The sequence below is a fragment of the Streptomyces lienomycini genome (assembly GCF_027947595.1).
Taxonomy (GTDB): domain Bacteria; phylum Actinomycetota; class Actinomycetes; order Streptomycetales; family Streptomycetaceae; genus Streptomyces; species Streptomyces lienomycini.
Genome location: NZ_CP116257.1, coordinates 645,672 through 662,475 on the forward strand (window position 1 = coordinate 645,672; position 16,804 = coordinate 662,475).

Here is a 16,804-nt window from a genome sequence, read left to right on the forward strand (position 1 = left end):
CGCGAGTGAGCGGAGACACTCGACAGTAGGTGCATGACAGGCATGACAGGCTCTGGACGGTACGGAACGCGATCCGCCGACGGAAGCCGCCGATGAGTGGGGGAACGATGTCTCGACTCGGCCGCGACGAACCGCGGGACGACGAGCGCGCCGAGCGCTCGCCCGATCCCGCGGCGACGCCGATCGATGTCCGCGTACCGGAAGCGGGCACCGGCGCACGCGGTGCCTCGGTCGACGGTGCACTGGTCGTCGCGGCGCCGGGCGAGGAGATCCAGAACGTCGTCCTGAAGCGTCTCCACCGCCTCGCCGTCGCCGCCGGCCGCCCCGTCCTCGCCACGATCCACGACCGGCGCATCGGCTACTCCGTTCCGCTCCGGGTCGACCCGGACGGCTCCAGCCACCTCGCCGCGGAACCGGTGCCGACGGCCCCCGACGAGGCTCCCGGCCAGAAGCCCGACGAGGCTCCCGGCCAGAACCCCGGCCAGAAGCCCGGTCAGCTCCTCGAACCGGCTTCCGAGGAGGCGGCCGCACGGAAGGAGCGGCCCACCCAGGTCCTGCGCTCGCTGGAGCCGGTGCGGGACGCCGTCCCGACGTTCACGCTGCGCGCCCTGCCGGAACCGGCCGGGGACACGGCACCCGCGCCTGCGGCTTCCGTGCCCCTCGCTCCCGGCACGGTGGCGCCGCCGACGGGGGCGTTCGGGCCGCCGCCCCGCATGGAACCGCCCGTCGCGCTCCGCCCGGCCGCCGTGCCCGGGGCCGCCCCCGCGCCGGAGCCGGTAGCCGCAGCCCAGCAGATTCCCGTCCCCGCGCCGGTCCCTCTGCCGGAGCCGCTTCCCGTACCGAAGCCGGTCCCCCTGCCCGAGCCGGTTCACGCGCCCAAGCCGGTTGTGCCGCCCGAGCAGGACGCCGCCGCCCTTCTCTCGGACCCCGGCCTCAGGCCCACCCCCGCCCGCGGTTTCGACGCCGTGGCCGAGGCCGTGCTCGGGGACGAACCGATCACCGTGCCCGGCGACGCCACCACCCCCGCGCTCCTGGCGGAACCGACGGCCCGGATCAACGAGGCCGTCAAGGAAGGGCGTACCCAGGACGCGGCGCGGCTGGCCGAGCAGACGGTGACGGAGGCTTCGCACACGCTGGGGCCGGAGCACCCGGAGGTACTCCGGCTCCGCGAACTCCTCGCGTACATCGCCTACTTGTCCGGCGACCCCGACCGCGCCTTCCGCCTCTCCCTGGCGCTGGCCCGGATACACCGGCGAGACGGCGACGCGGAGGCCGCGTACGGCAACGTCCAGAGCGCGGCGACCGCCTGGCGTGCCGTACGCGACCCCGAACAGGGCCTGGAGCTGGGGCGCGACCTGGTCGGCCTGTGGGGCGACCTCGCCGCCGAGGAGGGGCCGGCCGCCGAGGACGCCGAGGAGCTGGAGTCCGCCCGCACCCGCATGGGCCGCCTCACCGAACGCGCCCGCACCCAGGCCGGGTGACCGGCGCGGCTCGCACGGGCGCGCGGGTGGCGGGCGGGTCCTACTGCGACAGTTCCCACACGGCGTACGCGACCGCGTCGCTGTTGCGGTTCAGGGCCGTGTCGTCGACGTTGGCGGTCGTGTCGCAGGACGCGTGGTAGCAGCGGTCGAACGGCTGGCCCACGGTGCCGCCCCACTTGGCCGCCTGCGCGGACGTCTTGCGGTAGTCCGCGCCGCTGAAGAGCCCGCCCACGGGGACGCCCGCGTTCTTGAAGGGCGCGTGGTCGGAGCGGCCGTCGCCCTCGGTCTCGATCTCCGTGGAGATGCCGAGACCGGCGAAGTAGTCCTTGAAGGTCTTCTCGATGGTGGGATCGTCGTCGTAGACGAAGTAGCCGGGGTTGGGCGAGCCGATCATGTCGAAGTTCAGGTAGCCGCTGATCTTGGCGCGGTCGGCGGAGCCGAGGCCGTTGACGTAGGTGCGGGAACCGACGAGGCCCAGCTCCTCCGCGCCCCACCAGGCGAAGCGGAGGTGCTTGGTGGGCTGGTAGCCGGACCTGGCCACGGCGAGCGCGGTCTCCAGGACGGCGGCGGAGCCCGAGCCGTTGTCGTTGATGCCCGGTCCGGAGGTGACACTGTCCAGATGTGACCCGGCCATGACAACCTGATCCGCGTCGCCGCCGGGCCAGTCCGCTATCAGGTTGTACCCGGTGCGGCCCGAGGCGGTGAACTGCTGGACGCGCGTGGTGAACCCGGCCGCGTCCAGCTTGGCCTTCACGTAGTCGAGCGAGGCCTGGTAGCCCGCGCGGCCGTGGGCGCGGTTGCCGCCGTTCGCCGTGGCGATCGACTGCAACCGCGTCAGGTGGGCCTTGACGTTGGCTATCGGTAGGTCGGGCGCGGCGGCGACGGCCGCGGGTCCGGAGACGGGGGCAGACGCCGCACCGGCGGCGGAACCGCCGGTCACCAGGGTGGCGACGGCGACCGCACCGGCCGTCAGGACGCGCCCGGACAGGGGGAGCTTCATGTGGGGGGCTCCGGATTCCTAGGGGGCCCCTGGGGAAGGGACCCCGCAGTGAATGGGGTGCCTGGATGGTGTGGCCGGGGCTGACCGCCCGTCAAGACCGTTATCCGGCCACGGGGTCGCACATACCGGAGTCCGCCCGGTCGCCCCCGGCGGACCCGTCCTAGTGGACGCAGAACTCGTTCCCCTCGGGGTCCGCCATCACCACCCACTCCCCGCCCGGTTCCTTCACCTGCCGCAGCACGCTCGCCCCCAGCGCCCGGAGCCGGGCGACCTCCTCCTCGCGCCGCCCGTCCACCGAGTGCACGTCGAGGTGGACCCGGTTCTTGGCGGTCTTGGCCTCCGGTACGCGCTGGAACAGCAGCCGCCGCCCCAGCCCTGTGCCGCTCTCCTCCTGGAACGGGTCGTCGGGATGCCGTACCGCGGCCAGATCCCGCCAGGCGCGGCGGCCCCCGTACTCGACGGTCAGCTCGGCCGGTACCGCCCCGGACCCCAGCAGTCTCTCGATGAGCGCGCTGTTGTCCTCCACCTCGTAGTGGAGGGCCCCGGCCCAGAAGCCGGCCTGCTCGTGCGGGGCGGCGGCATCGATGACGATCTTGAAGTGCAGAGGGGCGGGCCCCGAGGTCGATGTCATGTAATCACTTGTACTGGTTGCATGAGTGAGCGGGCAGTGGAACCGCCGAAGCCGCCCCCGGAGCGCTCCCCCGGACTGACGCTGGTGTGTCGCACGCGGGCAGGCCGTACCGCTTCGACCCGGGCGCGCTCTGTCTGGAACTCCTGACGACCGGAGGGCCGGGCGCCTACGCGCGCTGGGAGGTGCTGCACGAGCCCGCCGACCTGCCGGCCTGGGCCGGCCGCAGCCGACTGCCGGACGTGCCGGACCTGGCCGTGGACCGGCAGGACGTGGAGGGGGCCAGGGCCCTGCGCGACGCCCTCTTCCCGCTCACCGCCGACCGGGCCCACGGGCGCCCGCTCCGGCCCGGCCACCTGGACGCCGTCAACGCGGCGGCGGCCCGGCCCCCGCTCGTCGCCCGCGTCGAGCCGGACGGCACCCGTGGCTGGGCGCCGGGCGCCACGGGGACCCGGCTGCTCTCGACGGTGGCGCGCGACGCGATCGAACTGTTCACCGGCCCGTACGCGGGCCGCATCCGCGAGTGCGGCGCCCAGGACTGCCGACTGCTCTTCGTCGACACCTCACGGCCCGGCCGCCGCCGCTGGTGCGCGATGGAACACTGCGGCAACCGCGAGAAGGCCCGGGCGCACCGGGCGCACCGCGCGCCCGACACGCACTGACCCGTGCTCACGCGGGGCCGGCGCGGCTTCCCCGCCCTGCTGCCGGGTTACTGCGGGGACGCTTCTGTGAGACCCGGCGCTGGTGACTGTGCCGGTGCCGGTGCCGGTGCCGGTGCCTCGGCCTGTGCGGGCGCCCCGGACGCCACGACCCCCGGCTCCCGTGCGACGGCGTCGCCCTTGACCGGGGGCACGCCCGCCCCCGTGCGGTCCAACTGCGCCCGCAGCGCCCGCGCGGTGCGGCGAGCCGTGCGCAAGGCGTCCCAGGTGAGCAGGGCGAGCGCCACCCAGACCAGAGCGAAACCGGCCCAGCGCTCGGGCGGCATGTCCTCGCCGAAGTAGAGGATGCCGAGCACGAACTGGAAGACCGGCGCCAGGTACTGCAGCAGCCCCAGTGTCGACAGCGGCACGCGGATCGCCGCCGCGCCGAAGCAGACCAGGGGGATGGCGGTGACCACACCGGTCGCCGCGAGCAGGGCCGAGTGCCCGAGGCCCTCCGTGGTGAAGGTCGCCTCGCCCCGCGAGCCCAGCCACAGCAGGTATCCGAGCGCCGGCAGGAACTGGATCGCCGTCTCGGCGGTCAGCGACTCGACGCCGCCGAGATCGACCTTCTTCTTGACCAGGCCGTACGTGGCGAAGGAGAAGGCGAGGCAGAGGGAGATCCACGGCGGCTGGCCGTAGCCGACGGTGAGGACGAGCACGGCCGCGAAGCCGGTCCCGACGGCCGCCCACTGGGCCGGCCGCAGCCGCTCCTTCAGCAGCAGCACGCCCATCGCGATGGTGACCAGCGGATTGATGAAGTACCCGAGCGAGGCCTCGACGACATGGCCGCTGTTCACCGCCCAGATGTAGACGCCCCAGTTGACGGTGATCACCGCGGCGGCCACCGCGACCAGGGCGAGTCTGCGGGGCTGCCGCAGCAGCTCACCGGCCCAGCCCCAGCGCTGTACGAAGAGCAGGGCGACGGCGACGAAGACGAGGGACCACGCCATCCGGTGGGCGAGGATCTCGCCGGCCCCGGCGGGCTTGAGCAGCGGCCAGAACAGCGGGACGATCCCCCACATCCCGTACGCGGCGAAGCCGTTCAGCAGACCTATGCGCTGCTCGTTCTTGGACGACCCGGCCACGGGCACCTCCCTCTCGCACACGGCATGCCGGGGACGGACCATGCCAGGACGAAGGTAGCGCCGCACCCGGCCGCCTGTCATGCCCGTATCGGGATACGGTCATGACAGGCGGCCGGGTGCGGCGGTCGGCCCGAGGGGTGGTGGTCAGCCCTTGAGGGCGGCGGCGACGGCCTCGGCGAGCGGTGTGGTCGGACGTCCGGTCAGCCGGGACAGGTCACCGGTGGAGACGACCAGCTCACCCTTCTCGACGCTGGCCTCCACGCCCGCGAGGATCGCGGCCATCGGCTCGGGCACCCCGGCCCCGGTGAGGAAGGCGGCGTAGGCCTCGGGGGTGACGGGGTTGTAGACGATCTCCTTGCCGGTCTGCCGGCTCAGCTCCGCGGCGTACTCGGCGAAGCTCCACGCCTCGTCGCCGCCCAGCTCGTACGCGGTGTTCTCGTGCCCCTCGCCGGTCAGCACGGCGACGGCGGCGGCCGCGTAGTCGGCGCGGGAGGCGGAGGAGACCCGGCCCTCGCCGGACGCCTGCACGACGGCGCCGTGCTCCAGGACCGGGGCGAGCTGTTCGGTGTAGTTCTCGTGGTACCAGCCGTTGCGCAGCAGTACGTACGGGACGCCCGAGCCGACCAGCACCTCCTCGGTGGCGCGGTGGTCGTCGGTGAGGGCCGCCCTCAGGGTCTCGGGGGCGCTCGTGTAGGCGAGCAGGGCGACGCCGGCCTTCTTGGCCGCGTCGATCACGATCGTGTGCTGCCGCACGCGGCCCTTGTCGAACTCGTTGCCCGAGATCAGCAGCACCCGGTCGCCGGCCGCGAACAGGTCGTCGAACGTCTCGGGGGAGTTGTAGTCGGCGACCGCGAGACGTACGCCGAGGGCGGCGAGGTCGGCGGCCCTGTCCCGGTCCCGGACGACGGCGGTGACCTGGTCGGCCGGCACCTTCTCCAGCAGCTGCCGCACGACGTGGCGGCCGAGGTGTCCGGTGGCTCCGGTGACGACGATGCTCATGGCTTCAGTACTCCTTGTGGGGTGCGATGCCACTAACCTAGGGGCTGCGCTAACTGAAGGACAGTGCCCACTTTGAAGTAAGCTACTTACGTCAAGGTAAGTCGAGAGGCCCGGACGTCCACCGTCCGGGCCTCTCGCATGCCGTGCACCGCCCCCGGTGTCAGCCGACGACCGTCCAGGTGTCCTGGCCGGCGAGCAGCGCGGCGAGGTCGCCCTTGCCGTTCCGCTCGACGGCGGAGTCGAGCTGCTCGGACATGAGCGCGTCGTAGACCGGCCGGTCCACCGAGCGCAGGACGCCGATCGGCGTGTGGTGCAGGGTGTCCGGATCGGCGAGGCGGGAGAGCGCGAAGGCGGTGGTCGGGGACGCGGCGTGGGCGTCGTGGACCAGGATGTCCGCCTCGTTGTCCGCGGTGACGGCGACGACCGACAGGTCGCCGGTGGCCGGGTCGCGTACGACGCCCTTGGCACCGTCGGCGCCGAAGCGGATCGGCTGCCCGTGCTCCAGGCGGATCACCGCCTCCTCGGCCTGCTGCTTGTCCTTGAGGGCCTCGAAGGCGCCGTCGTTGAAGATGTTGCAGTTCTGGTAGATCTCGATCAGCGCCGTGCCCGGGTGCTCGGCGGCCTGGCGCAGCACCTCGGTGAGGTGCTTGCGGTCCGAGTCGACGGTCCTGGCGACGAAGGATGCCTCCGCTCCGAGAGCCAGGGAAACCGGGTTGAAGGGCGCGTCCAGCGAACCCATCGGGGTCGACTTGGTGATCTTCCCGACCTCGGAGGTCGGGGAGTACTGGCCCTTCGTCAGACCGTAGATCCGGTTGTTGAACAGCAGGATCTTGAGATTGACGTTGCGGCGCAGCGCGTGGATGAGGTGGTTGCCGCCGATGGAGAGCGCGTCGCCGTCACCGGTGACGACCCAGACGGACAGGTCGCGGCGCGAGGCGGCGAGCCCGGTGGCGATGGCGGGGGCGCGGCCGTGGATGGAGTGCATCCCGTACGTGTTCATGTAGTACGGGAAGCGGGAGGAGCAGCCGATGCCGGAGACGAAGACGATGTTCTCCTTCGCCAGGCCGAGCTGGGGCATGAAGCCCTGCACGGCGGCGAGGATGGCATAGTCGCCGCAGCCCGGGCACCAGCGCACTTCCTGATCGGACTTGAAGTCCTTCATGGACTGCTTGCCCTCGGCCCTGGGCACGAGCGACAGCGCCTCGATCGCGCCGGTGCCCGTGCCCGTCGGCTGCTCTTCCGTGGACGTCTCAGCCATCGATGGCCTCCTTCAGGACCGTGGCGAGCTGCTCCGCCTTGAACGGCATGCCGTTGACCTGGTTGTACGACTGCGCGTCGACCAGGTACTTCGCCCGGATCAGGGTGGCGAGCTGACCGAGGTTCATCTCCGGGACCACCACCGTGTCGTACCGCTGCAGCACCGCACCGAGATTGGACGGGAAGGGGTTGAGATGACGCAGGTGGGCCTGGGCGATCTCCTCGCCGGCGGCGCGCAGCCGGCGCACCGCGGCGGTGACCGGGCCGTACGTCGAGCCCCAGCCCAGCACCAGCGTCTTCGCACCGTCCGGGTCGTCGACCTCCAGGTCGGGGACGTCGATGCCGTCGATCTTGGCCTGCCGGGTGCGGACCATGAAGTCGTGGTTGGCCGGGTCGTACGAGATGTTCCCGGTGCCGTCCTGCTTCTCGATGCCGCCGATCCGGTGCTCCAGACCGGGCGTGCCCGGCACCGCCCAGGGACGCGCGAGGGTCCGCGGGTCGCGCTTGTACGGCCAGAACACCTCGGTGCCGTCGTCCAGTGTGTGGTTGGGGCCCTGCGCGAACCGCACCGCCAGGTCCGGCAGCTCGACCGGCTCGGGAATCCGCCACGGCTCCGAACCGTTGGCCAGATAGCCGTCGGAGAGCAGGAAGACCGGGGTCCGGTACTCCAGCGCGATCCGCGCCGCCTCGAGCGCGGCGTCGAAGCAGTCGGCCGGGGTGCGCGGGGCGACGACCGGGACCGGCGCCTCGCCGTTGCGCCCGTACATCGCCTGCAGCAGGTCGGCCTGCTCCGTCTTGGTCGGCAGACCGGTGGAGGGACCGCCGCGCTGGATGTCCACCACCAGCAACGGGAGCTCCAGACTCACCGCGAGCCCGATCGTCTCGCTCTTGAGCGCCACCCCGGGGCCGGACGTGGTGGTGACCGCGAGCGAGCCGCCGAAGGCCGCGCCGAGCGCCGCGCCGATCCCCGCGATCTCGTCCTCGGCCTGGAAGGTCCGCACACCGAAGTTCTTGTGCCGGCTCAGCTCGTGCAGGATGTCCGAGGCCGGGGTGATTGGGTACGAACCCAGGAAGAGCGGCAGGTCCGCCTGGCGGGACGCGGCGATCAGGCCGTAGGCCAGGGCCAGGTTCCCGGAGATGTTGCGGTAGGTGCCGGGCGGGAACGCCGTCGCCGCCGGCGCCACCTCGTAGGAGACCGCGAAGTCCTCCGTGGTCTCACCGAAGTTCCAGCCCGCGCGGTAGGCCGCGATGTTGGCCGCGGCGATGTCGGGCTTCTTCGCGAACTTCGTCCTCAGGAACTTCTCGGTGCCCTCGGTGGGCCGGTGGTACATCCAGCTCAGCAGCCCGAGCGCGAACATGTTCTTGCTGCGCTCGGCCTCCTTGCGGGTGAGGTCGAACTCCTTGAGCGCCTCGACGGTCAGCGCGGTCAACGGCACCGGATGCAGGTGGTACCCGTCGAGGGAGCCGTCCTCCAGCGGAGAGGTGTCGTAGCCGACCTTCTGCATCGCCCGCCGGGTGAACTCGTCCGTGTTGACGATGATCTCCGCGCCGCGCGGCAGGTCGCCGACGTTCGCCTTCAGCGCGGCCGGGTTCATCGCGACCAGCACGTTCGGAGCGTCGCCCGGCGTGAGGATGTCGTGGTCGGCGAAGTGCAGCTGGAACGACGAGACACCCGGCAGGGTGCCCGCGGGGGCCCGGATCTCGGCCGGGAAGTTCGGCAGCGTCGACAGGTCGTTGCCGAACGACGCCGTCTCCGAGGTGAAGCGGTCGCCGGTGAGCTGCATCCCGTCGCCCGAGTCGCCCGCGAACCTGATGATCACCCGGTCCAGCCTGCGGACGTCCTTCGCCCCGACCGGTTTGCGCTGCTCTCCCACGACGGTTCCGTCGGCCTGCTCCGCTGGGCTGCTGACCTGGCTGGTCACTTGACTGGACCTCCCTCGGGACGGCTGTCCGGGGACTGGCCTCCCACTGGCCGCCCCAGGATCAACCCTACGTCCGCACGCCATGACTTCCGGTGGACATTCGCATGATGGACACGACTTCGAGAGGGCCCACAGCCCTGTCGTCGCAAGGCTTTGCGGGGATCCGGCGCCGGTGGGGACGTACCCCGCCCGGCCTCCGGTTCCTCCGGTTTCTCATTCGTCCGGATGAGCGTCCGCGCAGCCGGCCCCCGCCGTCGCTTGTGAGGCACGGGCCGCCGGTGTCAGGAATTGAGGTACGTGAGCACGGCGAGCACCCGCCGGTGATCACCGTCGCTCGGGGACAGGCCCAGCTTCATGAAGATGTTGCTGACGTGCTTCTCGACGGCCCCGTCACTCACGACGAGCTGCCGGGCGACCGCCGAGTTGGTCCGGCCCTCGGCCATGAGCCCCAGCACCTCCCGCTCACGCGGGGTCAGCCCCGCCAGCACGTCCTGCTTGCGGCTGCGACCCAGCAACTGCGCGACCACCTCCGGGTCCAGGGCCGTACCGCCCTGCGCCACCCGCACCACCGCGTCCACGAACTCCCGCACCTCGGCCACCCGGTCCTTGAGCAGATAGCCCACGCCCCTGCTGGAACCGGCCAACAGCTCCGTGGCGTAGCGCTCCTCCACGTACTGGGACAGCACCAGCACGCCGAGACCGGGATGCGCCTTGCGCAGCCGCACCGAGGCCCGCACCCCCTCGTCGGTGTGTGTCGGTGGCATCCGGACGTCCGCCACCACGACGTCCGGCAACTCGCCCTGCGCGTCCAGGTCGGTGATCGTCTTGATCAGTGCCTCACCGTCGCCGACGCCGGCCACGACTTCGTGCCCGCGGTCGGTCAACAACCGGGTCAGCCCCTCTCTGAGCAGCACTGAATCCTCGGCGATGACCACCCGCACCCTGTCCTCCACGATTTTCGGTCCCCCACAGCCCGTGCACCTCACGGCCCGCGCGGCCCACGCCGCGTCCACGAGCCGTCCGTGCGACGGGTCCAGCATTCCAGCATCGGAGACCGGACGCCTTCGGGCAACGGGAAGAGAAGGGGAAGTCCGGGGTTCAGTCCGGGTTCGGCCGCACGTTGGCCGGTTTTCGATCACGTCGACGGGAGCTTGACGCGCGCTCGGGGGATGGGCCGGCCGACCGGCGCGGATCGGCCGGCCCGACCGGTGGGCCCAGTAGGCCCCGGTCGGGCCGGGTGGCCCGCCTATGCCGGGCGGCGGTCGCGCGGGGCCGGGGCCGCCGCGCAGGTCCGCCTACCTGGTGACCGCCTCGCTCCGCCACGGCAGCTCCGCCGTGACCCGCGTCGGCCCGCCGGCCGGAGAGTCCACCACGAGGATCCCGTCCACCGCGTCGAGCCGCTCCGCCAGCCCGGCCAGCCCCGACCCGGCCGACGCGTCCGCGCCGCCCACGCCGTTGTCCACGACCTGGAGCATCAGCCGGTTCTCCGCCCGCCACACCTCGACGGCGGCGGCCGAGGCCCCCGCGTGCTTGCTGATGTTCTGCAACAGCTCCGAGACGGTGAAGTAGGCGATGCCCTCGATCGCCGACGCCGGCCGCTCCCTCAGGTCGACCTCCACCCGCACCGGCACGGTGCAGCGCGAGGCGACCGCCGACAGCGCCGCGTCCAGCCCCCGGTCGGTGAGGACCGCGGGGTGGATGCCGCGGGCCAGATCCCGCAGCTCCTGCAGCGCCGTCTTCACCTCACCGTGGGCCTCGTCCACCATGACGGCAGCGGCCCGGGGGTCCTCCCGCACCTTCTCCTTGGCCAGTCCCAGCCCCATGGCGAGGTTGACCAGGCGGGCCTGCGCCCCGTCGTGCAGGTCGCGCTCGATGCGCCGCAGGTCGGCCGCGGCCGTGTCGACCACGATCCCCCGGTCCGACTCCAGCTCCACCACCCGCGTCGCCAGCCGCGAGGGCCCGAGCAGCCCGTGCACCATGACCCGGTCCACCGTCGTCAGCGCCCGCACGAGCCACGGCGTCGCCAGGGTGAACAGCAGCCCGACCAGCGCCGTCACGGCGATCTCGAAGGGGTTGTCCAGATAGATCCGGTGCGTCTGGTCGCCGTACAGCTGGAGCCCGTCCTGGCCCACGTACATCGGGAACACCCAGAACCACAGCGGGTACGTCAGCGTCGCCCACCCGATCGCCCAGACGTTCACGGCGACGACGAAGGAGAACACCGCCCACGGGAACTGCACCACCGCGTACAGCAGGCTCCGCCAGGAGGTGCCGCTCTTGAGCACCGCCCCGATCCAGCCCATCGCGCCGCGCTTCCTCAACCGCAGCCGCTCCGGCTCGGACACCCGCAGCCCCAGCAGCGTGCGCGCCCGCGCCCGCTCCATCGCCCCGAAACCCCGGCACCCGGCGAGCGCGGCCGCCAGCACCGGCACGCCCAGGAACGTCACCAGCAGGCCCGCCCCCAGCGCGATCATGGTGACGGCGTAGACGAAGAGCAGGATGCCGACCGGCAGACCCACCAGGACATAGCCGAACTCTCGCCAGCTGCGCGCCTCGAACGGTGCCCGCAGTCCCGCCGGCACCCGGTGGCGACGCGCAGCGGTGTCCCCGGGGAGGCCGGACCCGCTTCCGAGCCCGTAACTCTGTCCGTAATCCGTGGCCATCGGTGCCGTCCTTCTCCTCGTTCTACGGCTGTGCTGTCGTAACTCCACCCTCCTCGACCGCGCCGCCCCGACCAATGGAGCTCGTCGGCGTCTGGAGTGGGGGGTTTTCCCTACCTCCGCGACCTCTGGACCGCCGCGCGGCCGGCCGCCCCGGCCACCTCAGTGGCTTCGGGCCGGCGGCCGGGAGGTGCCCGCGGCCCCGTCGGCCCCCGTGCGGTCGCGCCACGGCAGCTCGGCCGTGATCGTCGTCGGGCCGCCCTCCGGCGAGTCGACGACGAAGAGACCGTCGACGGCGGACAACCGGTCGGCGAGGCCCTTCATCCCCGTACCACCGTCGAGACGCGCGCCCCCGTGCCCGTCGTCCCCCACCTGTATGAGCAGTCGGTCGGAGGTCCGCCACACCTCCACCGAGGCGGACCTCGCCCCGCTGTGCTTGCTGACGTTCTGGAGCAGCTCCGAGACGGTGAAGTAGGCGATGCCCTCGATGGCGGCCGCGGGGCGCTCCGCCAGGTCGACGGTCACCTGGACCGGCACGGTGCAGCGGGAGGCGACCGAGGACAGCGCCGCGTCCAGGCCGCGGTCGGTCAGGACGGCCGGGTGGATGCCGCGGGCCAGATCGCGCAACTCCTGCAGGGCCAGCTTCACCTCGCCGTGCGCCTCGTCGACCATGGCCGCCGCCGTGTCCGGGTCCTCCAGGAGCTTCTCCTTGGCCAGTCCCAGTCCCATGGCGAGGTTGACCAGGCGGGCCTGCGCCCCGTCGTGCAGGTCGCGCTCGATGCGCCGCAGGTCGGCCGCGGCCGTGTCGACCACGATCCCCCGGTCCGACTCCAGCTCGGCGATCCGCCGCTCCAGCCCGTCCGACGGGGACAGCAGCCCGCGCACCATCGCCCGGTCGACGTTGGTCAGGCCCCGCGCGATGAACGGCAGCACCGGCCACAGCACCAACAACGACGTCAGCGTGACGCAGAAGGTGAAGACCCCCCAGGGGAACCGGATGAAGTCGTACAGGACCGTGCGCCAGCCCACCGGGTCCTTCAGGGACATCCACAACTGTGCGAGGAAGCCGCTCCTGCTCCGCAACGGCAGCGGGCTCGGCTCGTCCACCCGTACCCCGAGCAGCGCCCGGGCCCGTGCCCTCTCCAGCTTGCCCGACTGCCGTGCGCCCACCAGGCCGGCCGCCAGCAGCGGCAGCCCGACGACCGTCACCGTCAACCCGACGCCGACGGCCAGCATCACCACGACGTAGACGAATCCGATCAGTGCCGCCGGGAGATTCGCCAGCAGGTGGGCGATCTCCTTCCAGGTGTGCCGGTCGTAGGCGAAACGGGCCGGCGGCAGGCGGTCACCGGTCGCTGCGCCGGTGGTGCCGGCGGGGCTCGATGTGGAGAGGCGTTCGGTCATACACGTCAGCGTGCCGTGCGCCGCGGCGCCGCGCCATGAGGTGGACCGCCGGGATGCACTGAGGAAAACCCCACCCCCGCGTCCCAAGGCACGACGGGCTGCTTACCGTCTCTTTATCAGGCCCTAGACTCCCGTGCGTACAGATCGTCGAACAGCAGGGTTGGCGACAGGGAGCGAGGAACGCACGTGCCGGAACCGACCGTCGGTGCTGTGGCCACCGGCGATGTGACCGTCGCCGACGCGACCGCCGGGCTCGCCTCGGACTACTTCCAGTCCTACTCCGTCGTCGGCCTGCTCGCCGTCGTGGGGGTGCTCTTCGTCGCCGTCGCCTTCGGTGCCGGGCGTCTGCTGCGGCCCGTGGTCCCGACGCCCGAGAAGCTGCTGACGTACGAGTGCGGCGTCGACCCCGTCGGTGAGGGCTGGGCGCACACCCAGGTCCGCTACTACGTCTACGCGTTCCTCTACGTCATCTTCGCCGTCGACTCGATCTTCCTCTTCCCCTGGGCGACGGTCTTCGCCGACCCTGGTTACGGCGCCACGACCCTCGTGGAGATGTTCATCTTCCTCGGCTTCCTCGCCGTGGGCCTGCTGTACGCCTACAAGAAGGGCGTCCTGTCGTGGACGTGAACCCCGCCGATCCCGCACCCGCGCCGGCGCCCGTGCCGCTGCCCGAGCCCAAGCGGCTGGGCACGCTCGCCCGCCTCGCCCCGGAGCCGATGAAGGTCGTCCTGAACTGGGGCCGCCGGTACTCCCTCTGGGTCTTCAACTTCGGCCTCGCCTGCTGCGCGATCGAGTTCATCGCCGCGTCGATGGCCCGCCACGACTTCATCCGGCTCGGCGTCATCCCGTTCGCGCCGGGTCCCCGCCAGGCCGACCTGATGGTCGTCTCCGGCACGGTGACCGACAAGATGGCGCCGGCCGTCAAGCGCCTGTACGAGCAGATGCCGGAGCCGAAGTACGTCATCTCCTTCGGCGCCTGCTCCAACTGCGGCGGCCCCTACTGGGACTCCTACTCCGTGACGAAGGGCGTCGACCAGATCATTCCCGTCGACGTCTACGTCCCCGGCTGCCCGCCGCGTCCCGAGGCGCTGCTCCAGGGGATCCTCAAGCTCCAGGAGAAGATCGCGCGGGAGTCGCTGGGGGAGCGGTACGGCACGTCGGCCCGGCCGTCGACGGCGGCCCTCCAGAGCGGCCTCGTACGACCGCCGGGCCGGGCTGCCGCCTCGGATCCGGGTTCGGATCCGGGTTCGGACTCGGGTTCGGACTCGGGTTCGGACTCGGTTTCGGACTCGGGGGAGGGGCGATGACCGCGGTCGGCTGGCTGCCCGGGGATGCCGAGGAGCTCTTCGGCACGCAGGCCGCGGCCGAGGAGTCGTACGACGTCCTGACCGTGGACGTGCCGCCGACGTCCTGGATCTCCGCCCTCGAAACGGCACGCGACCGGCTGGGCTGCACGTACTTCGACTGGCTGAGCGCGGTCGACGAACCGGGCACCGGCTTTCGCGTCTCGGCCCACGTCGTGGCACTGGCACCGGTGCGCCGGCTGCTGCTGCGTACGACCGTCCCGCACGAGGCCCCGGTCCTGCCCACCGCCGTCACGGTGTACGCGGGCGCCGCCTGGCACGAGCGCGAGACGCACGAGATGTTCGGTGTCGCCTTCGAGGACCACCCCGCCCTGGACCACCTGCTCCTGCCGGAGGGCTTCGAGGGACACCCGCTGCGCAAGGACTTCGTCCTGGCCGCCCGCGTCGCCAAGGCCTGGCCGGGGGCCAAGGAACCCGGCGAGTCCGAACACGGCGGCCCCCGCCGCCGCCAGATGCTGCCGCCGGGCGTCCCCGACCCCAACGAGTGGGGCCCGCTGAAGGGCCAGCTGCCGCCCGCTCCCGCCCGCCCGGCACGCGGTGCCGGCCGGGCGGCGGGGAGCGTCCGGCCCGCGCGGCGGGCGACGGGCCGCCCCGCCGGACCCGTACGGCCGCCGAAGGTTCCGCCACCCAGACGGCGCCCGGCGCCGAGACCCCGGCGGCTCCGCGTCGATCCCGCACGGCGGCGGAGGGCTCGGCCGGCCAGACCTCCCAGGCGAGCGAGCCCTCGGCGGCCCCGGCGCCCCGTCGGGCGCGCAGCGCGAGCCAGGGCTCGGCGTCCCAACGGGCCGCCGCACCGGCGGACGACCCCACCACCGGCCGGACCGCCCAGCCCCCTGCCGAACCCACCGTCGGGACGGCCGCCGGGCAGCAGGGCGCCGCGGGCGCCCCGGCCGACACCGGCGGCACCCGTGACACCGGCGGCACCGACGACACCGACGGCGCGAGGGCTCGGGGCAGCCGGTCGGGTGGTCCCGCCGGACCTCGACGTGCCCGGAGCGCGGCACAGGGCTCCGCCTCCCAACGGGCCGCCGCACCGCCCGTCGAAGAGACGCCCGCCGAAGAGACGCCCGCCGAACCGTCGTCCTCGCCGCCGCGCACCTCCGATGCCCCGTGGCACCACGCCCGCCCGGCGTTCGACGAGCCCGCCGGAACCGGGCGGCCGCGTCGACCGGAGCCGGGAGCCTCCGGGCCCGACGAGGCCGGCCCGCACCGAGGTGAGCCAGGCGTCTCCGAATCCGCCGACCCCGCCCCCGACGACCCGTCCGACGAGCCCGAGGCCCCCGACGGCACCGACACCCCGCGCCGCCCACCGAACTCCCCCGGAGGCCAGCAGTGAACGACGCGCTCGACGTCACCCTGCGCCTCCTCGTCGTCTTCGTCGTCTTCCTCGCGTTCCCCCTGATCGTCGGCCAGACCGAGCACAAGGTCATGGCCCACATGCAGGGCCGGTTGGGACCGATGTACGCGGGTGGCTTCCACGGCTGGGCCCAGCTCGTGGCGGACGGCGTGAAGTTCGCGCAGAAGGAGGACGTGGTCCCCGCGGACGCGGACCGCCGCATCTTCCAGCTCGCCCCGGCCGTGGCGCTGCTGCCGTACCTCCTGGTCCTCCTGGCCGTTCCCGTCGGGCCCGGGGAAGGCGCGGTCGGTCAGGTCGTCGACGCGGGCATCTTCTTCGTCCTCGCCGTCATGGGCGTAGGAATCCTCGGCTCGCTCATGGCGGGCTGGTCCTCCGCGAACAAGTTCTCCCTCCTGGGCGGCCTGCGCACCGCCGCTCAACTCCTCGCGTACGAACTCCCGATGCTGCTCACCGCCGCCTCCGTGGCCATGGCGGCGGGCACCGTCTCCCTCGTCGGCATCCTCGACGCCTTCGAGTGGTGGTGGCTGCCCTGGCAGATCGTCGGCGCGGTCGTGTTCTTCGTCGCCGGGCTGGCCGAACTGCAGCGGCCCCCGTTCGACATGCCGGTCGCCGACTCCGAGATCATCTTCGGTGCCTACACCGAGTACACCGGCCTGCGCTTCGCCCTGTTCCTCCTCGCCGAGTACGCCGGGATCGTCGTCCTGTGCGGCCTGACCACCGTCCTCTTCCTGGGAGGCTGGCACGGCCCCTGGGGTGCCGACGGCCTCGGCTGGGTGTGGACCCTGCTGAAGGCGGCCGTCCTCGCCTTCGTCGTGATCTGGCTGCGCGTGACCTACCCGCGCCTGCGCGAGGACCAGCTCCAGAAACTGTCCTGGACGCTCCTCGTCCCCCTCTCCCTCGCCCAGATCGCCCTCACCGGCGTCGTCAAGGTGGTGATCCAGTAACC

Annotated in this window: 13 protein-coding genes and 2 pseudogenes; 6 read left to right on the forward strand and 9 right to left on the reverse strand. The window is 72.4% G+C overall.

From position 1 onward, the window contains the following. Positions 1 to 107: 107 nt before the first annotated feature. Entirely contained in the window at positions 108 to 1,481 is a 1,374-nt protein-coding gene (locus BJ961_RS03095) for a tetratricopeptide repeat protein (protein ID WP_271319782.1), read from the forward strand. Between the two features lie 40 nt (positions 1,482 to 1,521). On the opposite strand, the gene BJ961_RS03100 is transcribed toward BJ961_RS03095, so the two are convergent. Together BJ961_RS03100 and BJ961_RS03105 are read right to left on the reverse strand one after the other, a co-directional pair. Continuing rightward, a complete protein-coding gene (locus tag BJ961_RS03100) occupies positions 1,522 to 2,481 on the reverse strand; it encodes a M28 family metallopeptidase (protein WP_271319783.1) in 960 nt (319 codons plus the stop codon). 160 nt (positions 2,482 to 2,641) lie between these two features. Next, positions 2,642 to 3,112, reverse strand: a complete 471-nt coding sequence (locus BJ961_RS03105) for a VOC family protein (protein ID WP_271319784.1) — start codon at positions 3,110 to 3,112, stop codon at positions 2,642 to 2,644. A 21-nt stretch (positions 3,113 to 3,133) separates the two neighbouring features. On the opposite strand from BJ961_RS03105, the pseudogene BJ961_RS03110 reads away from it, so the two are divergent. Next, positions 3,134 to 3,771: pseudogene (locus BJ961_RS03110) on the forward strand (CGNR zinc finger domain-containing protein). Between the two features lie 47 nt (positions 3,772 to 3,818). Here BJ961_RS03110 and rarD read toward each other — a convergent pair. The 7 genes from rarD to BJ961_RS03145 all read right to left on the reverse strand — a co-directional run bounded on the left by rarD (position 3,819) and on the right by BJ961_RS03145 (position 13,137). After that, a complete protein-coding gene (gene rarD / locus BJ961_RS03115; protein WP_271319785.1) occupies positions 3,819 to 4,895 on the reverse strand; it encodes an EamA family transporter RarD in 1,077 nt (358 codons plus the stop codon). Positions 4,896 to 5,039: 144 nt separating this feature from the next. Further along, positions 5,040 to 5,894 (reverse strand): SDR family oxidoreductase, encoded by an 855-nt coding sequence (locus tag BJ961_RS03120; protein ID WP_271319786.1) that lies wholly within the window; start codon positions 5,892 to 5,894, stop codon positions 5,040 to 5,042. A gap of 160 nt (positions 5,895 to 6,054) precedes the next feature. Then, entirely contained in the window at positions 6,055 to 7,152 is a 1,098-nt protein-coding gene (locus BJ961_RS03125) for a 2-oxoacid:ferredoxin oxidoreductase subunit beta (protein ID WP_271319787.1), read from the reverse strand. Next, the gene (locus BJ961_RS03130) at positions 7,145 to 9,073 is read right to left on the reverse strand and encodes a 2-oxoacid:acceptor oxidoreductase subunit alpha (protein ID WP_271319788.1); all 1,929 of its coding nucleotides are present in this window, start codon (positions 9,071 to 9,073) and stop codon (positions 7,145 to 7,147) included. The genes BJ961_RS03125 and BJ961_RS03130 overlap by 8 nt, the downstream gene beginning before the upstream one ends. A gap of 281 nt (positions 9,074 to 9,354) precedes the next feature. Then, complete coding sequence (locus BJ961_RS03135) at positions 9,355 to 10,014, reverse strand: response regulator transcription factor (protein WP_328661468.1); 660 nt, start codon at positions 10,012 to 10,014, stop codon at positions 9,355 to 9,357. Between the two features lie 354 nt (positions 10,015 to 10,368). Then, a complete protein-coding gene (locus BJ961_RS03140) occupies positions 10,369 to 11,736 on the reverse strand; it encodes a sensor histidine kinase (RefSeq protein WP_271319790.1) in 1,368 nt (455 codons plus the stop codon). Positions 11,737 to 11,895: 159 nt separating this feature from the next. After that, positions 11,896 to 13,137, reverse strand: a complete 1,242-nt coding sequence (locus BJ961_RS03145; protein WP_271319791.1) for a sensor histidine kinase — start codon at positions 13,135 to 13,137, stop codon at positions 11,896 to 11,898. A gap of 186 nt (positions 13,138 to 13,323) precedes the next feature. Between BJ961_RS03145 and BJ961_RS03150 the strand changes: the two genes are divergently transcribed. The 4 genes and pseudogenes from BJ961_RS03150 to BJ961_RS03165 all read left to right on the forward strand — a co-directional run bounded on the left by BJ961_RS03150 (position 13,324) and on the right by BJ961_RS03165 (position 16,802). Beyond that, positions 13,324 to 13,764 carry an NADH-quinone oxidoreductase subunit A gene (locus BJ961_RS03150; protein WP_381158055.1) on the forward strand — a complete coding sequence of 147 codons (441 nt, stop codon included), beginning with the start codon at positions 13,324 to 13,326 and terminating at the stop codon, positions 13,762 to 13,764. Continuing rightward, a complete protein-coding gene (locus BJ961_RS03155) occupies positions 13,755 to 14,444 on the forward strand; it encodes an NADH-quinone oxidoreductase subunit B (protein WP_271319792.1) in 690 nt (229 codons plus the stop codon). Before BJ961_RS03150 ends, BJ961_RS03155 begins: the two co-directional genes overlap by 10 nt. Further along, a pseudogene (locus tag BJ961_RS03160) lies at positions 14,441 to 15,837 on the forward strand (NADH-quinone oxidoreductase subunit C). Before BJ961_RS03155 ends, BJ961_RS03160 begins: the two are co-directional and overlap by 4 nt. After that, positions 15,834 to 16,802, forward strand: a complete 969-nt coding sequence (locus BJ961_RS03165) for a complex I subunit 1/NuoH family protein (protein WP_271319793.1) — start codon at positions 15,834 to 15,836, stop codon at positions 16,800 to 16,802. Before BJ961_RS03160 ends, BJ961_RS03165 begins: the two are co-directional and overlap by 4 nt. The last annotated feature ends 2 nt before the right edge of the window (positions 16,803 to 16,804 follow it).